At 64.2% G+C, this 20,927-nt stretch carries 20 protein-coding genes and 1 pseudogene; 12 read left to right on the top strand and 9 right to left on the bottom strand.

Annotated elements, in window-relative coordinates; all coding sequences use genetic code 11:
• The first annotated feature begins 58 nt into the window (after positions 1-58).
• From LB569_RS26570 to LB569_RS26560, 3 genes are all read left to right on the top strand, one after another.
• Positions 59-940 carry an alpha/beta fold hydrolase gene (locus tag LB569_RS26570; RefSeq protein ID WP_224694708.1) on the top strand — a complete coding sequence of 294 codons (882 nt, stop codon included), beginning with the start codon at positions 59-61 and terminating at the stop codon, positions 938-940.
• 92 nt (positions 941-1,032) lie between these two features.
• Positions 1,033-1,428 carry an acyl-CoA thioesterase gene (locus tag LB569_RS26565; RefSeq protein ID WP_140704906.1) on the top strand — a complete coding sequence of 132 codons (396 nt, stop codon included), beginning with the start codon at positions 1,033-1,035 and terminating at the stop codon, positions 1,426-1,428.
• A 71-nt stretch (positions 1,429-1,499) separates the two neighbouring features.
• Positions 1,500-1,748 (top strand): hypothetical protein, encoded by a 249-nt coding sequence (locus LB569_RS26560; RefSeq protein ID WP_224694707.1) that lies wholly within the window; start codon positions 1,500-1,502, stop codon positions 1,746-1,748.
• A gap of 169 nt (positions 1,749-1,917) precedes the next feature.
• Here the strand turns inward: LB569_RS26560 and LB569_RS26555 are convergent, their stop codons facing one another.
• The gene (locus LB569_RS26555) at positions 1,918-2,286 is read right to left on the bottom strand and encodes a winged helix-turn-helix transcriptional regulator (protein ID WP_140704910.1); all 369 of its coding nucleotides are present in this window, start codon (positions 2,284-2,286) and stop codon (positions 1,918-1,920) included.
• Positions 2,287-2,374: 88 nt separating this feature from the next.
• Between LB569_RS26555 and LB569_RS26550 the strand changes: the two genes are divergently transcribed.
• Positions 2,375-2,980, top strand: coding sequence for an NADPH-dependent FMN reductase (locus LB569_RS26550; RefSeq protein WP_140704912.1), 606 nt, complete (start codon positions 2,375-2,377; stop codon positions 2,978-2,980).
• A 917-nt stretch (positions 2,981-3,897) separates the two neighbouring features.
• Here the strand turns inward: LB569_RS26550 and LB569_RS26540 are convergent.
• A complete protein-coding gene (locus LB569_RS26540) occupies positions 3,898-5,139 on the bottom strand; it encodes an RNA polymerase sigma factor (RefSeq protein WP_224694706.1) in 1,242 nt (413 codons plus the stop codon).
• Positions 5,136-5,540: a YciI family protein gene (locus LB569_RS26535; RefSeq protein ID WP_140704916.1), complete on the bottom strand. Its 405-nt coding sequence runs from the start codon at positions 5,538-5,540 to the stop codon at positions 5,136-5,138. The genes LB569_RS26540 and LB569_RS26535 overlap by 4 nt, the downstream gene beginning before the upstream one ends.
• 200 nt (positions 5,541-5,740) lie before the next feature.
• Here LB569_RS26535 and LB569_RS26530 point away from each other — a divergent pair.
• From LB569_RS26530 to LB569_RS26515, 4 genes and pseudogenes are all read left to right on the top strand, one after another.
• Positions 5,741-6,667, top strand: a pseudogene (locus LB569_RS26530) (DMT family transporter).
• A gap of 312 nt (positions 6,668-6,979) precedes the next feature.
• Complete coding sequence (locus tag LB569_RS26525; RefSeq protein ID WP_224542679.1) at positions 6,980-8,458, top strand: family 16 glycosylhydrolase; 1,479 nt, start codon at positions 6,980-6,982, stop codon at positions 8,456-8,458.
• Between the two features lie 35 nt (positions 8,459-8,493).
• On the top strand, positions 8,494-10,230 hold the full coding sequence (locus tag LB569_RS26520; RefSeq protein WP_224694705.1) for a type I secretion system permease/ATPase: 1,737 nt from the start codon (positions 8,494-8,496) through the stop codon (positions 10,228-10,230).
• A gap of 2 nt (positions 10,231-10,232) precedes the next feature.
• Positions 10,233-11,552: an HlyD family type I secretion periplasmic adaptor subunit gene (locus tag LB569_RS26515; protein WP_224694704.1), complete on the top strand. Its 1,320-nt coding sequence runs from the start codon at positions 10,233-10,235 to the stop codon at positions 11,550-11,552.
• Between the two features lie 167 nt (positions 11,553-11,719).
• Here the strand turns inward: LB569_RS26515 and LB569_RS26510 are convergent, their stop codons facing one another.
• Both LB569_RS26510 and LB569_RS26505 read right to left on the bottom strand, forming a co-directional pair.
• Complete coding sequence (locus LB569_RS26510) at positions 11,720-13,030, bottom strand: hemolysin family protein (RefSeq protein WP_140704924.1); 1,311 nt, start codon at positions 13,028-13,030, stop codon at positions 11,720-11,722.
• An 80-nt stretch (positions 13,031-13,110) separates the two neighbouring features.
• Positions 13,111-14,025, bottom strand: coding sequence for a LysR family transcriptional regulator (locus tag LB569_RS26505; protein ID WP_224694703.1), 915 nt, complete (start codon positions 14,023-14,025; stop codon positions 13,111-13,113).
• Positions 14,026-14,139: 114 nt separating this feature from the next.
• Between LB569_RS26505 and LB569_RS26500 the strand changes: the two genes are divergently transcribed.
• Positions 14,140-15,162 (top strand): zinc-dependent alcohol dehydrogenase family protein, encoded by a 1,023-nt coding sequence (locus tag LB569_RS26500; protein WP_224694702.1) that lies wholly within the window; start codon positions 14,140-14,142, stop codon positions 15,160-15,162.
• Between the two features lie 8 nt (positions 15,163-15,170).
• On the opposite strand, the gene LB569_RS26495 is transcribed toward LB569_RS26500, so the two are convergent.
• Positions 15,171-15,878: an LssY C-terminal domain-containing protein gene (locus tag LB569_RS26495; RefSeq protein WP_224694701.1), complete on the bottom strand. Its 708-nt coding sequence runs from the start codon at positions 15,876-15,878 to the stop codon at positions 15,171-15,173.
• Positions 15,879-15,988: 110 nt separating this feature from the next.
• Between LB569_RS26495 and LB569_RS26490 the strand changes: the two genes are divergently transcribed.
• The gene (locus tag LB569_RS26490; RefSeq protein ID WP_224694700.1) at positions 15,989-16,699 is read left to right on the top strand and encodes a gamma-glutamylcyclotransferase; all 711 of its coding nucleotides are present in this window, start codon (positions 15,989-15,991) and stop codon (positions 16,697-16,699) included.
• 7 nt (positions 16,700-16,706) lie between these two features.
• Here the strand turns inward: LB569_RS26490 and LB569_RS26485 are convergent, their stop codons facing one another.
• The 3 genes from LB569_RS26485 to LB569_RS26475 form a co-directional block, all read right to left on the bottom strand.
• Entirely contained in the window at positions 16,707-17,513 is an 807-nt protein-coding gene (locus LB569_RS26485; RefSeq protein ID WP_224694699.1) for an extensin family protein, read from the bottom strand.
• 108 nt (positions 17,514-17,621) lie between these two features.
• The gene (locus LB569_RS26480; RefSeq protein ID WP_224694758.1) at positions 17,622-18,647 is read right to left on the bottom strand and encodes an extensin family protein; all 1,026 of its coding nucleotides are present in this window, start codon (positions 18,645-18,647) and stop codon (positions 17,622-17,624) included.
• Between the two features lie 189 nt (positions 18,648-18,836).
• Positions 18,837-19,262, bottom strand: a complete 426-nt coding sequence (locus tag LB569_RS26475) for a DUF3775 domain-containing protein (RefSeq protein ID WP_140704937.1) — start codon at positions 19,260-19,262, stop codon at positions 18,837-18,839.
• Between the two features lie 142 nt (positions 19,263-19,404).
• Here LB569_RS26475 and LB569_RS26470 point away from each other — a divergent pair, with 142 nt between their 5' ends.
• Positions 19,405-19,944: a tetratricopeptide repeat protein gene (locus LB569_RS26470; protein WP_140704939.1), complete on the top strand. Its 540-nt coding sequence runs from the start codon at positions 19,405-19,407 to the stop codon at positions 19,942-19,944.
• Positions 19,945-20,209: 265 nt separating this feature from the next.
• Positions 20,210-20,683, top strand: a complete 474-nt coding sequence (gene greA / locus LB569_RS26465) for a transcription elongation factor GreA (protein ID WP_008877613.1) — start codon at positions 20,210-20,212, stop codon at positions 20,681-20,683.
• Positions 20,684-20,927 lie beyond the last annotated feature (244 nt).

Here is a 20,927-nt window from a genome sequence, read left to right as displayed (position 1 = left end):
TTGGCCTAGACTTGGACCTGGGCTGGGAACCTTCCCTGGCACCGTTGATTTCGACATCATGTTCGACGGTTTCCGACTGGAGAAGGTCCGCCTTACGAGCGCGACGCTCCGCGTTCGTGTCGGCGGGAGCGGACCAGCAATCCTCTTGCTGCACGGGCATCCGCGCACGCATGTCACCTGGCACAAGGTAGCCGACCTCCTGGTGAAGGATCATACCGTTGTCTGCCCCGACTTGCGCGGGTTCGGGCAATCCTCGATTCCCGATGACACGATAGATCATTCCGGATCCTCGAAGCGAGCGAAGGCCCAGGATTGCATCGAACTCATGCGTTATTTGGGGTTCGACCGTTTCGCGGCGGTCGGGCATGATCGCGGCAGCTATACGGCCTTCAGGCTGGCGATGGACCACCCGGCCGCCGTCAGCCGTCTGATGATCCTGGATGGGGTTCCGATCCTCGAAGCACTGGAGCGCTGCGACGCTCGATTTGCCGCCGCATGGTGGCATTGGTTCTTCTTCGCGCAGCCGGACAAGCCCGAGCGCGCCATAAGCGCTGCCCCCGAACAATGGTACGGCGGATCGCCAGGAGAGATGGGCAAAGAGGCGTATGCGGACTATCTCGAAGCGATCCGCAATCCCGAAATCGTCCATGGCATGATCGAAGACTATCGGGCCGGCCTGTCGATCGACCATCTCCACGATGCGGAAGATCGTCGATCGGGTCGCCGGATTCAGTGCCCGATGGCGGTGTTGTGGTCGCTGAAAGACGATCTCGAAGCCTTGTATGGAGATATCCTGGCAATCTGGAGGCCCTGGGCAGGCTCGACTCTCACCGGCAAGGGACTGCCGAGCGGCCATCACATGGCGGAGGAAATTCCGGATATGCTGGCCTTCGAAATCAACGCCTTCGTTGCCCCTGACCGAGCCGCCAATCCCCGTTGACTGCTTCCGCCATGACATCACCCGGTCGCGCGTTGACCTCCGGGCGCCTTGACGCTACGGGAGCGAGGGCAGTCGATATCGAGGGATCTCGCATGGTGCACTATGCCGATGGACGGCCGATCGGAGACCTGACGCTGCGCACGCTGGCCATGCCATCCGACGCCAACGCGGCCGGCGACATTTTCGGCGGCTGGGTGATGGCGCAGATGGACCTTGCCTGCGGCATCCGTGCCGCCGAGCGCGCCAGGGGCCGGGTGGTGACCGCGGCGGTCAAGGAGATGTCCTTCGCCAAGCCGATGAAGATCGGCGACACGCTGTGCATCTACACCCATGTCGAACGCGTCGGCCGCACCTCGATGACGCTCAAGGTCGAAGCCTGGGCGCAGCGCTATCTCTCCGACCTGATGGAAAAGGTGACGCACGCCGATTTCGTCATGGTAGCGCTCGACGGCGAGGGCAAGCCGAAGGCGGTTCCGCCGGAAGGCTGACGCGAGGCGATTCTCCCAATCCGCGGCATTTGTAACTTCGCGCGCGCGGGCGATGCGCGTGGCGACATCCAATGGTTGCCTTCACCACCGATCCTGACGGCGTTGGGGGAGAGACAATGCGTCAACACATGCTGAACGGCGGGCTCGTGGCAGCCATGGTCGCCCTCGTTTTCCTGCTCGGCATCACCGCCTATGCCGAAGTCAAAGAAGAGAGGCCACGCACCACCTGCTTGCATGACAATGCGGGCGTGAAGCAGCCGGCCGCACCGTGCGCAAAGTGCGCTCCGGCGGCTTGCGAGGACGGGGCGCCAGGAGCCTGACTTTCACGCCTTTGGGATACCGACCGTTGTCAGCGGAGCGGAACTCGCAGGGCGTCATCCGGACGGGCGCAAGACCAGGTTGCAGGTCGGCTCAACGAGTCACGAATTCGACCGCGTCAGGCAATGCCGCTTGCTCTCGAAACTCCGCAGCCCTTGCCACGCAAGGGTTTCAGACACGCATCTCGTCGAATCTCGCGCGTGCCGACTGGACGCGTTGGGTGTTCTTGCGCGCCCATTCGCCAAGTGCCGCGACCGGCACCAGCAACTCGTGGCCGAGCTCGGTCAGCTCGTAATCGACGCGCGGCGGGATGGTCGGAAACACCTTGCGGGTGACGAAACCGTCGCGCTCCAGGCCGCGCAATGTGGTGGTCAGCATCTTCTGCGAGATGCCTCCGACAGCCGCGCGCAGCTCGTTGAAACGCAACGGTCCGCCGCCAAGCTTGCCGACCACGAGCACGGTCCATTTGTCGCCGACACGCTGCAGGATTTCCGACACGGCCCGGCAGTCCTCGGTGTTATGCGGGTGCCTCAGTAACAAAAACGTGCCTCCTTGCGCGCCGAATTGTCAGTATCACATATAGCGCCGGTATCCAAACGATACCAAATTCCCGCAAGGAGAGCCCCTTATGTCCAAGCCTAAGATCGCCATTGTCGTCGGTTCGACGCGCGCCGCCCGCTTCGCCGACGTGCCGACGCAGTGGATCGCCAAGATCGCCAAGTCGCATGCCGACATCGATGTCGAAGTCGTCGACCTGCGTGACTTCCCGCTGCCCTTCTTCGACGAAGTGGCCTCCTCCGCCTGGGCGCCGTCGCAGAACGAAGTCGCGCAGCGCTGGCAGAAGAAGGTCGCCGAGTTCGACGGCTTCATCTTCACCGCCGCCGAATACAATCACGGCCCGACGGCCGTGCTGAAAAACGCCATCGACTACGCCGCCAACGAATGGAACAAGAAGCCGGCCGGCTTCGTCGGTTATGGCAGCGTCGGCGGCGCCCGCGCCGTCGAACAGCTTCGTCTCCACGCGGTCGAACTGCAGATGGCGCCGGTCAAGTCGGCCGTCCACATCGCCTGGGGCGACTTCCTCGCCGTGCGCCAGGGCGAGAAGAAGCTCGAGGATCTCGAACATCTGAACCAGGCCGCCACCGCGCTGGTCAACGACGTCGCCTGGTGGGCAAAGGTGCTGAAGGCCGCTCGCGCCGCCGATGCCATCGCCGGGGAAGCCCAGGCGGCCTGATCCACCGGATCGGATTGTCCTCCCAAGGAATCTGGGGGCGGCGCTTGCGCCGCCCTTTTCTCGTTAGAGCGGTTCACCGTTTGGTGGTATCGCTGAGCCGCTCTAACCCTTTGTTTTTACGCAATTCCGGACGGAAAACCGTTATACACTTTTCCTGGAATTGCTCTAGAGCCGACGCGCGCGGATCGGGCGTCCGCGTCGTCCTCCGGATGGGAGGGGTAGATCAGCCCCCGATCTCCGTCGACCCGAAACAGGATCGATACACGCGTCTCAAAGCCGACGCGTATCCCTGGTCCGATGGCATCGCGCACGGCGCCCCGTACTGTCATACTATTTCCAGACATAGGCCCAACTTGGCCGTCAGTGCGCACGTCGTTTTTTGCTCCGATGCGCTCGCCCACCACCTGTCAGAAGCCGGTTTCGCAATCGTTTCACCATCTCAGCATCTCGTCGCGGCGGCTCGCCAAAAAGGCGCTTGTACTCGCGGCTGAACTGAGAGGATCGGCCACGCGCTGGCCTTCGGGCAAAGATACTGCTGCTCGACGAACCGCTGTCGGCGCTCGACCGCACGCTGCGCGATACCATGCGGCGCGAACTCAAACGGCTGCATCAGGAAACCGGCGTGACCTTCGTCTATGTTACCCATGACCAGGAGGAAGCCTACGTCATGTCGGATCGCATAGCGGTCTTCCACAATGGCGGAATCGTCCAGGTTGGCACCCCGCGCGACATATACCGCGCGCCCGCCTCACGCTTCGTCGCGGGCTTTCTCGGCGGCAACAACATCGTTTCGGCGCGTGTTGTCGATGGCGCGATGGAACTGTTCGGAAGCCGGGCGCCGATGCCCCGGGGCTACGAAGGCGCAAGCCGCCATTCGTCGCGCGGCGATCGGGTGAACCCGCCGCCGGAGGAGTCGCCTAATCGCCCGCGCGGGCGAGCAGCAGCGCGCGCTCCCTGTCGTTGCCGGTCAATTGGGCGGCCTGGCGGAATGCGGCGCGGGCTTGCGCCTGATGGCCGAGCTTTTCCAGGAAATCGCCGCGCACCGTGGGCAGGAGATGCGAGTCCTTCAGGCGCGGTTCGTCCTTCAGCGCCTCGACGATGGCGAGCCCTTGCGCCGGACCGAACGCCATGCCGACCGCCACCGCGCGGTTGAGTTCGACGATGGGCGAGGGGGCCGCCAAGGCAAGCGCCTGATAGTAGGCCGAAATCGCGATCCAGTCGGTGTCTTCGGCGGTCACCGCGCGGGCATGGCAGGCGGCGATCATCGCCTGCAGCAGATAGGGGCCGGGCGCCGAGGTCAGCGCCATGGCGCGGTTCAGGCCGTCGAGGCCGCCGCGGATGAGCGACCAGTCCCACCGGCCGCGGTCCTGGTCGAGCAGCAGGATCGGGTCGCCCGCCTTGCCGGTGCGGGCCGCGAAACGCGATGTGTTGAACTCCATCAGCGCCACCAGTCCCCGCACCTCGGGCTCATCGGGCAACAGCGCCGCCAGCGAGCGGCCGAGGCGCAGCGCCTCGGCGCACAGATCGGGGCGCAGCCAGTCCGGCCCTGTGGTCGCCACATAGCCCTCGTTGAAGATGAGATAGACCACCTCCAGCACCGCACTGACGCGGTCGCGCAGTTCCTCGGCGCGCGGCGTCTCGAACCGGATGCCGGCATCGCGAAGCGTCCGCTTGGCACGCACGATGCGCTGGGCGGCGGTGGGTTCGGGCACCAGGAAGGCGCGGGCGATCTCCGGCGTCGACAGGCCGCCCAGGAGCCGCAGGGCCAGCGCGGCGCGTTGCTCGGCCGGCAGCACGGGATGGCAAGCGGTGAAGATCAGCCGCAAGAGGTCGTCGTCGATATCCCGATCGAGCGCCGCCTCGAAGTCGGGCATCTCGCGCTCCAGCTCGGTGAGGTCGATGGCGAGTTCGCGATGCTTGCCGTCGATCATGGTGGTGCGGCGCAGCCGGTCGAGCGCGCGGTTCCTGGCGACCTCGGTCAACCAGGCGGCCGGGTTGCGCGGGATGCCGTCGCGAGGCCAGCGCTCCAGCGCCAGCACGAAGGCGTCCTGCGCGATTTCCTCGGCCAGTCCGACATCCCCGAGGATGCGCGCCAGTCTGGCGGTGAGCTTCGGCTGCTCGATCCGCCAGACGGCTTCGATGGTTCTATGGGCGATCAATCCTTGATCCTGCCGAGGCGGTCCGCCACCTTCTGGACGTCCTCGGGAAATTCGCTCATTTCGAAGACCTGGCGGATTTCAATCGTGTCGTTCTCGCCTGCGGGGCAGCGACGGGCCCATTCGATGGCCTCGTCGCGCGAGCGCACGTCGATCACCCAATAGCCGCCCAGCACTTCCTTGACCTCGGCGAAGGGGCCGTCGACGACCACGGGCTTGCCGCCCTTGAAGGTGACCCGCGCTCCTGAGGACGGCGGATGCAGGCCGTCGAGCGTCAGCAACACGCCGGCTTTCTTCAGTTCGTGATTGTATTTCATCATCCCTTCCACCGCCTCGGCGCTGGGCATGACATCGGGTGCGGCCGTAGCGTAGCCGCCGGGGATCATCAGCATCATGAACCGCATGGTCTTCTCCTTGTGGGGTTGGTTCAATCATATGACGAACCGGCGACGGAGAAATCGACACACGTGCGGCGAAAAAATTTGGACCCAGTGGCTCGGCTCCCCGGTCATGCCACATGCCGGCATGGTTGGACCGCCATATCGGCGGGGCTGCCATCTGGTCCCGCTGGTCCGCCCTGATATATCCGGCTGCGATCCATCACATGAGGGGCCTCGTGAAGTCATCCAGCCTGGCAGGCGCCGTTTCTCCCATGGTTCCGGTGCTTGTCTGCGCGCTCGGCATCTTCCTACTGTCGGGAATGGACGCGGCGATGAAGGTGCTGGTCCTGGCGGTCGGCGTCTACAACACGATGCTGTGGCGCAGCATGCTGGCAACCGTGGTCGCCGCAACGGGCTGGTCGATGGGGCCACGCAAATTACCCGCTCCCTCGGTACTGAAGCTGCATGCGCTGCGTGCCGCGGTCGTTGGCGTCGTCCTGCTGTCCTTCTTCTGGGGGCTCGCCAGGCTGCCGCTGGCGGAGGCGATCGGGCTCAGTTTCGTCGCACCTTTGTTTGCCTTGCTGCTCGCCGCGCTGCTGCTCGGCGAACGCATACAGCGTCAGGCGGTCTGGGCCTCGCTGGCCGGCATAGCGGGTGTAGCAATCATCGTTGGCGGTCAGTTCGGTCAGGCAAACCACGCCAGGGATGCCTTGCTCGGCACGGCGGCGGTGCTGGTATCGACAGCGTTCTACGCCTACAATCTGATCCTCGCCCGGCAGCAGGCGCAGGTGGCCAAACCGATCGAGATCATGCTGTTCTAGAACCTTTGCGTGGCAATCATGCTCGGTCTTGCGGCGCCCTGGCTCGCCATTTCCCTGCCGAGGGAGTTCTGGCTTCCGCTTGCCGGAGTGACGGCGCTGTCGCTCGCCGGCCAGTTCCTGATGAGCTGGGCCTATGCGCGCGCCGAAGCGCAATATCTGATCCCGACGGAATACTCGGCCTTCATCTGGGCGATCGCGCTTGGCTGGTTCTTCTTCGACGAGGCGGTAACCTGGACGACGCTGGCGGGTGCGGGGCTCATCGTGGCCAGCTGCCTGATCGCGGCGCGGTCAAATCCCAGACTTGCCGAGCCGATCGAAGCCGCCGTCTGAAGGCGCGCTTGCCGTACGCCAGGCACCGAGAAGGGAGGCTGACGGGCTCGTAGGAGGATGGCCATCATCTAAGTAGATTGTTCATCTAAGTAGATCCTTTGCAATTTCTAATTTATACACCATTTTACTAAATACCTTGGCTTAAGCGGTGCTTTTTTCCGAACGATAAGTATATGTCTTCTGAAAGATCGATGTTATGCTGGAACGCTAATGATTCCCCGGAACGAAACCGTTCCTTTCAGCATTGATCCGATGTGGCCATCGTAAGCGAACGGTTCGAGACGGCCAGGCATCGCGAGGAGGATTTATCCGATGAGCTTCTTCGTCAACGCACTCGGCGTCCCTCTTCCCTATAGCGGCGCTTCCAACCATTGGTACTCGGCGGCAGGAGCCGGGCCGGACCTGTACGGCAGCACCGGGAACGACTCTTTCTACGGAGCAGGCGGCGCCAACGTCACCATGCATGGTGGCACGGGCGACGACATCTATTACCTCTATGGGGCGGGTAACAAGGTGGCCGAAGGCGCTGGCGCGGGCATCGACACGATCAGTACATGGATGAGCTACAAGCTCCCCGACAATGTCGAGAACCTCATCGTTACGAACCCGAACAACTATGCCTTCGGAAATACGTTGGACAACATCATCACAGCCCAGGCCGGACACCAGACGATCGATGGCGGCGCGGGAAACGATGTGCTCATCGATGGCGGCGGCGGTTATGACACGTTCGTCATCTCGAAGGGCAATGGCAGCGACCTGATCGCGAATTTCGCCGCCACCGACACCGTCCGTCTCAATGGCTACGGGTTCACGTCGTTCGACGCCATCCACTCGAACATGATCCAGGCGGGTTCGAACGTGCTGTTGAATTTGGGATCCGGCGAGATCCTCGAGTTCAAGGACACGACCATCGACAAGCTGCAGCCCGGCCAGTTCAAATTGCCGATCGACATGTCCACGATGAAGCTGTCCTTCAGCGACGATTTCAACGCGCTCAATCTTCATAACGCCCAGGGCGGCACATGGGATACCAATTTCTCGTGGGGCGCTCCGAACGGCAGCACCTTGACCAGCAATGGCGAACTGCAATGGTACATCGACGCAAATTACGCGCCGACGAGTTCAGTCCATCCGTTCAGCGTGGGGAACGGCGTGCTCACCATCACCGCGGCGCAGGCGCCGGCCGACATCAAGCCGCTGATCAACAACTACGAATACACGTCAGGCATCATCACGACGCATGACACGTTCTCGCAGACCTACGGCTATTTCGAAATGCGCGCCGACCTGCCCGAAAACACCGGCGCCTGGCCGGCCTTCTGGCTGCTGCCGGAGGACGGTTCGTGGCCGCCGGAACTCGATGTGGTGGAAACGCGCGGGCAGGACCCGAACTCGCTGATCATGACGGCGCACTCGAATGCAACGGGGACGCACACCAAGGTCACGTCGACGGTGAATACGATGGATACCGCGGGCTTCCACACCTATGGCCTGCTTTGGACACCGGACAAGCTGGTCTGGACCTATGACGGTGTGCAGGTCGCGGAAGCGGCGACGCCGTCCGACATGCACAAGCCCATGTACATGCTGGCGGATCTCGCGGTCGGCGGCTTTGCCGGCGCGCCCCCGGACCATCTGGCGACGCCGGCCGAGATGAAGATCGACTATATCCGCGCCTATACGCTGGACAATGCGCCGGCGAGCGCTTTGCACACCACCAGCACCGCCACGCATAGCATCGCCAGCAGCACGCTGCACAATGGTTCCGAATTCGGGGGCCACTCGTAAGGTCTCGAAATCATGCAGCGGCAGGGGATGCGGAAATGACTGGACCGTCCGGCCTGCGTCCGGTCTTCCTGCGCGCCGTCGCCGATGTCGGCGTCTTCTCGCTGCTGATCAACGTCCTGCTTCTGGTCGTTCCGCTCTATTTGCTGCAGGTCTATGACCGCGTGCTGCCGTCCTCCAGCATCGAGACGCTCGTCTATCTCTCGGGCATCGCGGTCTTCGCGCTCGCTTTCCTCGGGCTGCTGGACGCGATCCGCGCCGTTTATACCCAGCGCGTCGCGGCGACCGTCGACCGCAAGCTCGGTGCCGGCACCTTCGCCATTTCGCTTGGCGCGAAATATGCCGGCGGCCTGTCGCCGCTGCGTGACCTCGCCTCGGTCTGCGCCTTCATCAGGTCGCGCGGCGTGGCGGTGTTGTTCGACCTGCCCTTCGCCCCTGTCTTCCTCGCCTTGCTCTACCTCATCCATCCGGTGCTGTTTTGGGTGACGGTCGGCGGCGCGGTGCTTCTCATTTTCCTGGTCGTGGCCAACCAACTCGCCATCGGCCGGAACGACGCCTTGTCCACCGAGCGTTCGGCTCTGGCGAGCCAAGCGGAACAGGCCTTTGCCCGCAATGCGGACACGTTGCGCGCCATGGGCATGGTGGAGAACGCCGCGCGGGTCTGGGGACGGCACGTGGCGGCGGCGCTCACCTTCCACGACCGTTCCTCCAGCGCCAATGCGATCTTCAGCGGCGCCTCGCGGGCGCTGCGCATGGTGCTGCAACTGGCGATCCTCGGCGCCGGCGCATGGCTTGTGATCCAGGGGCAGATGACGGCCGGCATGATATTCGCCTCTTCGCTGGTCTCGTCGCGCGCCCTGCAGCCGCTCGACCAGTTGATCGGCGCCTGGCGGCAGATCGCCGACGCCCGGCGCGCCTGGGCACGGCTGGAAAAGGCGCTCGCGGCAGGCCCGGCCGCGCCGCGAAAACTGATCCTGCCCGACCCGGCGGGGGCGATTTCCGTGCAGGACGTCTTCTTCATGGCGCCGAATGCCCGACCCGGCACGGAGCCCATCCTCAAGCGGCTGAATTTTGCGATCGGCGCGGGCGAGGCGTTGGCCATCGTCGGCCCGAGCGGCGCCGGCAAATCGACGCTGGCGCGGTTGCTCGTGGGAGCCGCTCAACCCACCGGCGGCTCGATCAGGATCGACGGCGCCGACCTCGGGACCTGGGACGAAAACCAGCTAGGAAAGCATATCGGCTACCTGGCTCAGGAAGTGGAACTCTTTCCAGGATCGATCGCGCAGAACGTCGCCCGCTTCGACCCGGAAGCGGACGACGCCGCGATCATCGAGGCGGCGGCGCGCGCCCAGGCGCACGAGCTGATCCTGGCGCAGCGCGACGGCTACCAGACCATGGTCGGCCCGTCGGACAGGGCGCTGTCGGGCGGCGAACGCCAGCGGATCGGGCTGGCGCGCGCCTTCTACGGCAATCCACGATTGCTGGTCCTGGACGAGCCCAGTTCCCATCTCGACGGTGCCGGCGAGGCCGCGCTCGAAACGGTGGTTTCGGCGGCGCGGCTGGCGGGCGTCACGGTCATCGTGGTCACCCATCGTCCTTCGATCGCCGCCGCCTGCGACCGCGTGTTGCTGTTGCGTGGCGGCATGATCGAAGCCTTCGGCCCAAGCGGCGAGGTGCTGCGGCGCTCGGCCAGCAGCAAGGGCCCGCGGCAGGGCACGGTGGTGACCGGGTCGTTCGTCCCGACGATCCGCGCGCATGGCGGTTTCGGATCGTAGCGATGACCACACAGAGCCTCGCCTGGGATAGCCAGCCACGCACCAACATAAGACGCGTGGCGTTCACCGGTTATGCCGCCATAGCGCTGCTGGCGGGCGGCTTCGGCTACTGGGCCGTCAGCGCGCCCTTGTCGGGAGCGGTGATCACCCAAGGCACGATCTCGGCGACGGGCGGAAACATCCTGATCCAGCAGCCCGAGGGCGGCATCGTGCAGGCGCTGCTGGTCCGTGAAGGCGATCGCGTCCAACCAGACCAGGATCTGGTGGTGCTGGATCCGACAGCCGCGCAGGCCAACCTCAACCGGCTGACGAGACAGTCGATCGCGCTCCGGGCAAGTGCTGCACGGCTGGAGGCGGAACGCGACGGGTTGGACGGGCTGGCGCCAATCACCGAAGCGGCGCCAGCGCCCTTGCAGCAGGATTTCGAGACCCTGGTTGGAGAACAGCGGAAGGAATTCGACGCCAGGCTTGCCCGGTTCCGCTCCGAACAATCGATCCTGGCGCAACGGGTCGCCATGCATCGGCAGTCGGTGGTGGGATTGCAGGCTCAGCAAAGGGCCGTCCAGCAACAGGCCGAGATCGTCAACAAGGAGCTCGGCATCAAGACCGGCTTGCTGGATAAGGGCCTCACCAATCGAACCGAATACTCGCAGCTGTTGCGCAGCGAGGCCGATCTGGTCGGGCAGGCGGGGGCGCTGGAGGCCAATCTCGCCGCGGCCAACACCCAGATCGTCGAAGCCCAGCAGCAGACCGAGCGGCTGACCACGCAACGCGTCGAGGAAGCGCTGACGAAACTGGACGACGTCCGCTCCAACCTGGCCGACGTCGAGGAACAGATCAGGGCGGCGGAGGCGGTGCTGCGGCGAACGACGATCAAGGCGCCGGCGGCGGGCATCGTGGTGTCGTCGACCTACAATTCCAAAGGCAGCGTGATTGCTCCGGGCGAAAAGATCATGGAGATCCTGCCCACCGCTTCGGGGCTGGTCGTCGATGCGAAGCTGCGGCCGAAGGACATCGACCAGGTCCGTGTCGGCCAGCCGGCGAAACTGCGATTGTCCGCCTTGAACGCGCGGCTGACGCCCGAGGTTTCAGCCACCGTGACACAGATTTCGGCGGATCGGCTCACCGACCCGGCCACGCGCGAACCCTATTTCCGCGCCAAGCTGACGATTGCCCCCGACCTGCCGTCCGGCGTGCGGCGCGAGCAGCTTTATCCGGGGACACCGGTCGAGGCGTTCATCAGTACCGGCGATAGGACGTTCTTTGCGTATCTCGCGCGGCCGATGCTCGATTCCTTCGCGCGCGCTTTCGCGGAGCAGTAGATCTCGGACCGGCAAACAGCCGGCGCGATGCTAGAGCCGTTCCGCGTTTCACGGAATCGCGAACGGGCTCTAACTCTTTGTTTTTACGCAATTCCGAACGGAAAACCGTTTCACACTTGTCCTGGAATTGCTCTAATGACCGCCATCGGCCCTGGGCATTTGAACCGTCAGCGCGCCACTTCGCGGTGGCCGCTGGGCAGGCGGGTGGCGATCAGCTTGTCGATGCGGCGGCCGTCGAGGTCGACCACCTCGAAGCGCCAGCCCTGCGCGTCGACGCATTCGCCGGTCGCCGGCAGATGGTGCATGTGCGACAGCACATAGCCGGCGACGGTTTCGTAGTCGCGATTTTCCGGCAGGTCGATGCCCAGCACCTCGGCCATCTCGTCGGCCTGCATGTAGCCGGCGAGCAGCCATGAGCCGTCGTCGCGCTGGACGGCGTTTTCTTCCTCGCCGGCCTCGAGGTCCGAGCGGAAGACCCCGGTGATGGCTTCCAGAATGTCGGCCGGCGTGACGATGCCTTCGAAATGGCCGTATTCGTCATGCACCAGCGCCATCGGCACGTCGCTTTCCTTCAGCTTCTGCAGCACGTCGAGCGCATCGGCCTGGTCGTGCACGATGGGTGCGGTGCGCACATATTTGCGCGGATCGAGCGCACGCCCGCCGAGCAGCGCGGCCAGCACGTCGCGCGTCTGGATGACGCCAATCATGGCGTCCACCCCGCCGTCGCCGGCGGGCAGGCGCGAATGCTGGGTGTCCATCAGCAGCTTGCGGATCGTGGCTTCATCGGATTGCAGGTTGATCCAGTCGACATCGGTGCGCGGCGACATCACGGCGCGCACGGCGCGGTCGCCAAGCCGCATGACGCCGGCGATCATGCGCCGCTCGTCGGATTCGATGGTGCCGTGATGCTCGGCCTCGGCGACCAGCATCTTGATTTCCTCGTCGGTGACCTTTTCCTCGCTTTCGCCGCGCTGGCCGAGCAGCCACAGCACGGCACGGCCCGAAATGTCGAGCAGGAAGACCAGAGGGGCCGAGACGGTGGCGAGGATCGTCATCGCCGGCGCCGCTCGTGCCGCGACGCGCTCGGGATCGCGCAACGCGATCTGCTTGGGCACCAGTTCGCCGATGATCAGCGAGAAATAGGTGATGATGGCCACGACGATGCCGACGCCGAGCGGATCGGCGATGTTTTCGCGAATTCCCGCCGAGGCCAGATATTGCGCCAGCCTCTGACCTAGCGTGGCGCCGGAGAAGGCGCCCGAGAGCACGCCGACCAGCGTGATGCCGATCTGTACGGAAGACAGGAATTTGCCGGGATTGGAGCCAAGCGCCAAAGCGCGGCCGGCACCCTTGACGTTGCGGTCGATCATCGCCTTCAGGCGAGCCGGCCGCGATGAGACGATAGCGAGTTCGGACATCGACAGAAGGCCGTTCACGCAGATGAGGACGACCACGGTGGCGATTTCAACGTATAACATGAGGGCTCAATAGCATTGCCGCACGGCTTTCGAAAATAGTCGGCGGCCATTTTAAAAAGATGACAGTGGATGCGGGTCGGTCAGACAGCATCCCAGGGCGGCGACGAGAAATGCGCGACCAGCGCGTCGACCACGACCCGCACCTTGGGCGTCAAGGCTCGCGTCAGCGGCCAGATGGCATGGACGCAGATGCTTTCGACGAGCGTGTCGACCAGTACCATTTCCAACGCGCCGCTCTTGAGGCTGTCGGCCACCAGCCAGGTCGGCAGGAAGGTGATGCCGCAACCGGCAAGGACGGCGCCCAGCATCGGTTCGCCATTGTCGAGCACCAGCCTTGCCCGCGGCGTGAACTTCACGACATGGCCGTCGGATTGCCGGATGCTCCAGGGGTGGGCGACGCCGTTGCGGGTGTAGCCGATCAGGTCATGGCCGGCGAGATCCTCGATCGTTTTTGGCCTGCCGGTTCTGTCGAGATAGGCCGGGGCGGCGCATATGGCCGAGCGCTGGGTATAGAGTCGGCGCGCGGCGAGCGACAGGCTGTCGTCGAGATCGCCCATGCGGACCGCGAGGTCGATGCCTTCCTCGATGAGGTCGACGCGGCGGTCATTGAAGGAAATCTCCATGGCCAGATCGGGAAATCGCCTGGAAACGTCGAACAGCACGGGCGCCACGCAGCGGTGGCCGAAGGCCGAGGGCAGGTCGACCCGAAGCCGGCCCGAGGGCACCTGCCGGCGCGAGGCAAGCAGCGCCTGGGCGGCTTCGATCTCGGACAGCGCCCTGACGCAGGCCTCGTAATAGCACAGGCCTTCGCTTGTCGGGCCGAGGCTGCGCGTGGTGCGGTTGAGCAAGCGGATGCCAAGCCGCTGTTCCAGCTGCGCGACCGATTTGCCGACCGCCGATTTCGTCACGCGCAGCCGCTCTCCGGCGCCGGTGAAGCTTCCGGCCTCGATCGTTTGAACGAAGGCGACGATGCCTTGCAGATCAGTAGAGTCCATCGGGAGTATCCTATTGTAGACTTCTAGTAGCCAATTCGTTGCCGATTATGCCGCATGGAAGCGCAAATTTCCATAGTAGACGTCCCGACAGCCACGCAATCGGGAGCAGACGCAATGAAGAGCGACATCAACAGATCCTGGCGGATGACCGGCTTCGGCCTGCCCAGGCTGGAATTGGCCGAGGGAAAGATCCCCGAGCCCGGGCCGCATGAGCTGCTGGTGCGGATCAAGGCGGTATCGCTGAACTACAAGGACAGGATGATCGTCGATGGCGTGCTGATCCCCGACCTTGCCTTTCCGTTCGTGCCGACATCCGATGCGGTGGGCGAAGTGACGGCGGTTGGCGGCGGCGTCAGCCGCTTCAAGACCGGCCAGCGCGTGCTGGGGCAGGTGATTGCCGACTGGCCGGATGGCGACGCGCCGCCTGTGCTGCACCAGCATACGCTGGGGTCGTCACTGCCCGGCACGTTGAGCGACTACCTGCTGCTGCACGAGGCTGCCGCCGTGCCGGCGCCGCCGTCGCTCAGCGATGCGGAGGCCTCGACGCTGCCGATCGCGGCACTGACCGCCTGGTTCGCCATGGCCGAGGCGACAAGGCCTGTGCCCGGCCAGACCATTCTTATCCAGGGCACGGGCGGGGTTTCCCTGTTCGCGCTGCAATTCGCCCATGCTTTCGGCTTGCGCCCCATCGTCACGTCGAGCAGCGACGCCAAGCTCGAGCGGGCGAAGGCGCTCGGCGCCTGGCAGGTGATCAATTATCGCACCAACCCCGCATGGGACGAGGCGGCGCGTGCGTTGACGGGCGCGGCCGGCGTCAACCATATCCTCGAAATGGTCGGCGGCGACAATGCGCGGCGCTCGCTCGATGCGCTGGCCGCCGACGGGAGGCTGTCGGTCATCGGCCTGTTGGGCAGCATGGAGCTCAGCTTTCCGATCGTTCCCTTCCTGCGCAACCGCATTGTCGTGCAGGGCATTTCGATCGGCCACCGCCGTGCCTTCGAGCGGATGAACCAGGCGATCGAGGCGCTGGCGATCAAGCCGGTCGTCGACAAGGTGTTTGGGTTCGACGAGGTGCCGCGAGCCTTCGAGCATCTCGAGAAAGGGCCGTTCGGCAAGATCGTCATCGCCACGGCCTGATCTCCCGGTCACGGCAACTGCTTCAGCACGCCGACGATGGCCTTGCCATCGGTGAAATAAGGGTCGCCGCCGCCATTGCGGCCGGTTGTGGTGGCGCCGATGCCCGCCATGTCGCTGGTCGAGAGCAGCAGCCCGGCGGCATTGAGATCGCCGATCAGGAAGTTGCGTTCGGCGTCGAGGTCGGGGCCGATATGATGGGTGATGGCGCCGGTGTCGTGGCTCAAGCCGACGCCGCGATCGAAGCTGGCGGCCCCCAGCCAGAGCGGCCTGCCGTCGTCGCCGACCGTATCGGTCTGCCAGAAACGGACGTGGTGGCGCCGGTCGGCACTGTCGCCGACCGGCTTCTCGAAGGCGAGTTCCTGGGCGCGGCCTTCGAACAGCAGGCGGCTCATCGGGGCATCGGGATAGGGGCGGGAAAACAGGACGCTTTCGCCGATATCGATGGCGGTTCTCAAGGTGACGGCGTCGGCGGTGTCCCAGCCGGCGACGGCGAAAGCATGGACCAGTTCCTTCTCGGTGCCGACCAGGCCGACATTGATCGGATCGCCCGGAATGCCCTGCGGCGTGTGCGTCACCATCTCGAAACGCCGGTCGCGAAAGCCGCGATCACGGAATATCCAGAATTCCGGCGCCGCGACATAGGCGAGCGCCAGCCAGGCACCCAGCAGGGCCGCTATCCAGATCGCAATGCGTCGCTGGAGGCTTCGTCGACTCATGAAGGAGGCCCGATCTGTGCGGTATCTGTTGCCTGACCGTTCTTGGAAATCAATGGCCAGGGACGGGCAGGCGGTCTATCGTCGGCCATCATTTTTTCGTGGGGGCGGAAATGAAGTGGAAGCCGACGGGCCGGAGAGCGATGGCGTTGACCGCCGATCTCGTCGCCAGGGTCGAGCGCGTCGAACCGGATCCCGGGCCCGAGCCTGGAACGGCCGAACACACCGACGCGGAGTTCGATGAGTTGGTCGCTCGACTGCTTGCCGAATATCGGCCCGAAACGCTGTGGGTCTTCGCCTATGGTTCGTTGATCTGGAATCCCGAATTCGTTCCTGTCGAGCAGCGCCCGGCGACGGCGCCCGGATGGCACCGCTCGTTCTGCCTGAAGTTGACCCGCTGGCGTGGAACGCGCCAGTTGCCGGCCCTGATGCTGGCGCTCGATCGCGGCGGCAGCTGCAATGGGATCGTCTACCGGCTGCCTGACGAAGATCATTTCGGGCAAATCGGCCAGCTGATGCGCCGCGAGATCGATGCCAACCCGCCAACCAACGTGCCCTGCTGGATCAAGGTCAGGACCAGGGAAGGGCCGCTGCGCGCCCTGGCTTTCGTTGCCGCGCCGGATGGCAAGGCCTATGCCGGACGGCTGCCGTTGGAGCAGGTTGCCGATACGCTGGCGCGAGCCGCCGGACACTGGGGTTCGTCGGCGCAGTATCTGTTCCGGACCGTCAGCAAGCTGGAGGAAAGCGGTATTCGCGATAAGAATCTCTGGCGCATCCAGGATCTCGTGGCCCGGCGAATTATCGCGTCCACCGGCGACGCCTGATCTTTTCCTACCGGCAGGCGCGGTAGCCGCTCTTGCGGTTCTTGATGTCGAAATGGAAATGGTTGCGGTGGTCGTAATTGTAGCCGGGGCCGAGCACGGTGGTGAAATACTGGCAGCCGTCGGCGCGCACATTGTTGAGGAAGCCGCGGGTGCGGAAGGCGAACAGGCCGGGCTTGCGCACGTCGATGTCGTCGCCATTGTTCAGCTCGATGCTCATGACGTCGAGCGCGTTGCCCTTGCCGTGCTCGGACAGCACGCCTTCGCCGGCAATGTTGCGGCAGGAATAGCTCGAGCCCTGGTGAATGGTCTTGACGCCGGAGAAGTAGCGCCAGCGGGCGGAGGGAACGAGTTCGTTCTTCGTCCAGGCGGCGAAGGTGGCGGCCATGTCGCAGGTCAGCGTCGCGGCGGGCTTCATCTGGACGCTGCCGATGGCCGAGACCTTGACCGGATAACCGATGCCGCACTGGCCTTCGTGGATCGGCGCGAGGTCGGTGTAGGCGACATCGAGGCGCTTCAGCTGCTGGCGGCAATCGGTTTCGCTGGCCGGGATCTGCTCCACCGGCGACATCGGTTCATCCATGCGTGGATAGGCGGCCTGCGTCATGTAAGGATTGGACGGGACAAGCCTCTGCATGCCCTGATATTGCGGCACGGCCGCGGTCTGCGAGCCGACATCGACAGCCGGCTGCAGCGACAGCACGCTGCCGGTGTTGCAGGCCGAAACCGCGGCCAGTGCCAGGCCTGTCGTCAGCAGCGCCGTAGATCTCAGTTGGCGCGCGATGGGGAGAAACACGGCGCGATTTTTGCCGGCCATTGGCGGAATCCTACTTCTGGATATCCGGCATTTTAACGATCAAGGGTAAAGGAAAACTCAGCGCCCGCGTTCACGCCTGCGGCTGAATTGCGGCAGGGATGATTCCGCTCACTGGCAAAACGTGCCGCCGTGGCGGCGTGGCTCCAGATCAAAATGGAAATGCAGGGAATGGTCGGCATCGGCGCCGGGTCCGAGCACGGTCTTGAACGGCCCACAGGCGGCCTTGCGCACGGCGTCAAGGAATTTGCCGTCCTTTTCCGGCGGCGCCGGGCCGACCTCGATCGTCTTGCCGTCGGACAGCGTAAAGCTGGCGATGTCGAGCGCGTTGCCGAAAGCGTGTTCCGACAGTTTGCGCGTGCCGTGGCGCGGGCGGCAGACGAAGGCCGACGCCTGGCTGATCGATTTGAGGTCGGCGCCGAATTCGGCCTTCGCCGCCGGCTGGATGACGTCGGCGGCAAAACGCACGGCCGCCTCCGCCATCGGGCAGTTGAGTTCGGTGCCGGGGGTAATCGCGATCGATTTGCCGAGCGTCTTCAGCATTATCGGGTAGGGGATCGAGCAGCCGATTTCGGGGTTGCTCTCGGCCTTGTGCTCCTCGAATTCGACGCCGAGCGTCTTCAGGCGCTCGCGGCAGGCGACTTCCTCAGCCGGCATCTTGTCGGCGGGGAGATCGGCCGAGCGCGGATCGGGCAGCATCTTCTCCTCATCGTCCGCCTCCGCCGGTTTTGGCGTTGGCTGGGGGGCGACGGTCCGCGGCTGAGGCTCGGGCGTCGTGGTGTCGGGCTTTGGCGTCGGTGTTGGCACCACGGCGGACGGCTCCGGCTCGCTTTCCGTTTCGGCTGGTGGTTCGGGCGGTGTTGGGCTTTTCTGATGGGACTCTTCGTCCTTCAGCAGATCGGATGTTCCGCCGCTCTTTGGACCTTCGGTGTTCCGGTCCTGCGTCTTTGGAGCGTCTACCTTTGGAGCGTCCGCCGGACGTGGCTCGGGCACCGGAACATCGGCGGACGGCTGGGCATCCGGCGTTTTTTGCGGTGCCGAATTTGGCGCGATATGCTGCCTGACCCGCGCTCTCGACTGTCGCTTGCTTCTTGGCCGCAGCGGCTGGTCGGCCCGCTGCGTCAGCGGCTGATCCACGCGCGGGCTTAGCGGCCCGTGGTGTCTGTGACGATGTCTGGCGTCGGCCGGCGTCACCAGCAGGACCGCGGCCGCCAAAAGCAGCGCCAGAGTGCAAAATCGGGAAAAGCTCAGCGTTGCCATCGCCTGCAAACGGCGTCGGCATGCCTAGGTTGCCCTGCGAACGGATCACAATCGGTTACCGGGACGTTACGCACCGATCGCTTCGAGCCCTTCCTCCAGCAAGTCGGCGAGCAGCGGCATGCCGAGCAAATATTTCGCCGTGCGCTTGTTGGCGCGCTCCCGTGCCGCCGCCACCGCTTCGGACCATTCCGCGGCGTCATAGTCGCCGCGGCCGATCCAGGCCAGCGCGATGAGCTCGGCGGCTTCATCGACGTTGAGGTCGTTGATCAGCTCGCGCAGCTCTTCCTCGGTGAGGTTTTCCGAGCTTTCCTCGGCAAGGCCGTCATGGTGGTGGTTGTCATGCGTGTCGCCGTCGAACTCGATCTCGTGTTCGGCGCCGTCGGCGTAGTCCTCGTTGACGGCCGCGCTCAGCGCCTTGGCCTTGAGAATGAACAGCCGCACGGTATCGGGGCCGATCGTGAGATCCCAGTCCTTTTCAAGCCGTCGCTGCACGGGCCGTCTCCGTCAGTCGTTTGCCGGATGATAGCGGATTTGCGGCATCCGTCACCTGATGTTCTCCAGGCCTGATTTTTCGGGATGAAACCCGGGCCACTCAGCGTTAATGTTGCATTGTCACACCCTCCAGGAGGCTTCGATGCATAAAAGAGTGCTGATCCAGGCGGCGAGCGCGCTTATCGCTCTGCAGTTTCTTGCCGTTCCGACATTTGCCGCCGGTAGTAGCGGCGGTGGTAGCGACCAGACTGTCACCCAATGCAAGAAGGGGGAGGTCTGGGACAAGAAGAAGCAGAAATGCGTGCCGCCCAAGGAAGGCATGCTGGATGACGACAGCATCTATGACGCGGGCCATGCGCTGGCGATGGCCGGCCGCTATGACGAGGCGATCTCGGTTCTCGTCCTTGCCGCCAACAAGCAGGATCCGCGCATCCTCAACTATCTCGGCTATTCGCACCGCCATTCCGGCCGCGTGACCGTCGGCCTCGGCTATTACGAGGAGGCGCTGCGCATCGACCCGAATTACACGCTGGTGCGCGAATATCTCGGCGAGGCGCATCTGCAGATCGGCGACCTGGCCGGCGCCCAGCAGCAGCTGGCGGAGATCGAAAAGCGCACCGGCAAGGGTTCGCGCGAATACGGCATGCTGGCCGAGCAGATCGAACATTTCATGAGGAGCTGATCGGGCCTCGATGGTTTCTCGAAGCGGCCGCGAGCGATCGCGGCCGTTTTTGTTTGCCATGGCGGCCGCATCCGCCCATCAAAACAGCGGAAGTTTTTTGCAAAACTGATTTTTGAGCGTGAAAAGCCCGCAAAGATTGCTATATCTTAGCAAATTGCGGTGAAACGGTTCCGTTAGCCCGAGGCTGTCGGACCGTTTTCTTTTTGTACCCAACGACAAGGCTTCCCCCGAAACGCGGGGGCGGTGGCAGGAAAGGTCAGGCATTATGAACAAGGTCCCGATGACAGGCGAGGGGTTCGCGTCATTGAAGGAAGAACTGCGTTGGCGCCAGCAGGAAGAGCGGCCGCGCATCATCGAGGCGATCTCCGAGGCGCGCTCGCATGGCGACCTGTCCGAAAATGCCGAATATCATGCCGCCAAGGAGGCGCAGAGCCTCAATGAGGGCCGTGTCAACGAACTCGAGGACCTGATCGCGCGCGCCGAGGTGATCGACGTCACCAAGCTCAGCGGCGACAAGGTCAAGTTCGGCGCCACCGTGGTGCTGGTCGACGAGGATACCGAGGAAAAGAAGACCTACCAGATCGTCGGCGACCAGGAGGCCGACGTGAAGTCCGGCCGCATCTCGATCTCCTCGCCCATCGCGCGTGCGCTGATCGGCAAGGAAGTCGGCGACGCCATCGAGGTCAATGCGCCCGGTGGTGCACGCGGGTACGAGATCGTCCAGGTGCAGTTTATCTGAGGGCGTCGGCTGGGCGCTGCTTCGCATGTATAGGCGCTTTCCGACCAAGGTTGGCGCCGCCCCTCATTACCCTGCCGGGCATTTCTCCCCGTATAGAGACGGGGAGAAAGACGCTGTCATCGATGATTTCGCCAATTGTCAGTACGGGGCGCCGACAGCGTGTTTCAGTGTCCAGCCGATAGATGGGTAACAGTTTGAACCGGATACATAGGTAACAGTTTCTCCCCTTATGATGGGTTCGCCG

The sequence above is a fragment of the Mesorhizobium sp. BH1-1-4 genome, from assembly GCF_020165665.1.
Classification (GTDB): Bacteria; Pseudomonadota; Alphaproteobacteria; order Rhizobiales; family Rhizobiaceae; genus Mesorhizobium.
The sequence above is the reverse complement of the archived record's forward strand: the minus strand, read 5'-3'. Positions and strand labels throughout refer to the sequence as shown.